The organism is Rhizobacter sp. P3_B12, from assembly GCF_056402895.1.
In genome coordinates this window covers 1-1,371 of the sequence record NZ_JBFUGN010001309.1, presented here as the reverse complement: position 1 = coordinate 1,371, position 1,371 = coordinate 1, and the positions used below count along the sequence as shown (strand labels likewise).

General features: G+C 72.6%; 1 protein-coding gene and 1 pseudogene. Both read left to right on the top strand.

Going from position 1 to position 1,371, the window contains the following annotated elements; genetic code table 11:
- Positions 1-827, top strand: a pseudogene (locus tag AC1D01_RS34795) (hypothetical protein); the annotation flags it as partial.
- A gap of 63 nt (positions 828-890) precedes the next feature.
- On the top strand, positions 891-1,202 hold the full coding sequence (locus AC1D01_RS34790) for a hypothetical protein (RefSeq protein WP_477874091.1): 312 nt from the start codon (positions 891-893) through the stop codon (positions 1,200-1,202).
- Positions 1,203-1,371: the final 169 nt, after the last annotated feature.

Below are 1,371 nucleotides of genomic sequence, written 5' to 3'. Positions count from 1 at the left end.
GCGGCGCCGGCGCCGCGATCATGAAGGCCGGCCTGCGGCTGTGGGACGGCGGCGCGGTGTGCCCGGTCGCCACCATCAAGATCACGCGCCACAACCTGCTGCGGCCGACCGCGCTGATCCACGAGGCCGGCCACCAGGTGGCGCACATCACCGGCTGGAACGACGAGCTGCGCACGCTGCTGCAGCACGGGCTCGCCCAGGTGGGCTCGCAGGGCGACCTGGCCGACGTGTGGGCCAGCTGGGCGAGCGAGATCGCCGCCGATGCGTTCGCCTTCGGCCACACCGGCTTCGCGAGCGTGGCCGCGCTGCACGACGTGCTGTCGGGCGAGCCGAGCCTGGTGTTCCGCTTCTCGCCGGGCGACCCGCACCCGGTCAGCTACCTGCGCGTGCAGCTCGGCGCCGCGCTGTGCCGCCACTGCTACGGCGCAGGCCCGTGGGACGAGCTCGAGCTCGCCTGGACGGGGCTGCACCCGCTGGAACGCGTCGACAGCGGCACGCGCGCGCTGATCACCGATTCGCAGCCGCTGCTGCCGGAGCTGGCGCGGCTGCTGGTCGAGACGCCGATGCGCTGCTTCCGCGGCCGCTCGCTGCGCGAGCTGCTGCACCCGCAGCGCGTCAGCCCGGCGTCGCTCGACGAGCTGCAATCGACGCTCGGCCCGGCGCTGTTCACCTCGACCCACTGGCTGTGGACCGAGCCGCTGCGCACGCTCGGGCTGACCGGGCTGCAGCTCGCCCGCTGCAGCGGCCAGCCGCAGGAGGCGAAACGCATCCTCGAACAACAGCAGCAATCGATGCTGCGGATGGGCGGCGCGCTGCTGTCCGCCTGATCCCTCCGCCTGATCCCGATCACCTCTCCCTTCCCCACCACCACGACCCACAGGAGCATTCCCATGGCCAAGGCCCCACCCCTTCCCGCCCGCGGCACGCGCCGCACCGCCCCCGTCGCCGACACCGCCCCCGAGGCGCAGGCCGACAACCCCACCGAGCAGGCGGCACAACAGACGCCACAGTGGGGTGGGCACAACCCGTCCACCGACCAGCTCACCCAGTTGCTGCTGACCGTGCTGACCCGCGCCAACCAGCAGATCCCGACCCCCACCGGGCTGAGCGGTCCGGCGCTCGACGTGGCGCTGCGCTTCCAGACGCTGTCGGCGCAGCTGTCCACGCTCGCCGACCCGGTCGGCCTGCGCAACCTGCCCTGAGCCGCCGCCCCCCAAGACCCACGGAGAYCTTGTCATGTTCAGACACTTCGCCACCTTCGTCTCGCCCGACACCTTGTTCAGGGCCCACCCGGGCGAGCTCGCCTGGCTGCTGGAAGAAACCTGGCGCCAGCGCTTCGACGACACCAGCAAGGCGCTCGGCGACCCGGAC

Coding starts and splice junctions, on each gene's coding strand:
- AC1D01_RS34790 (WP_477874091.1), top strand. CDS start 891: ATGGCCAAGGCCCCACCCCTTCCCGCCCGCGGCACGCGCCGCACCGCC.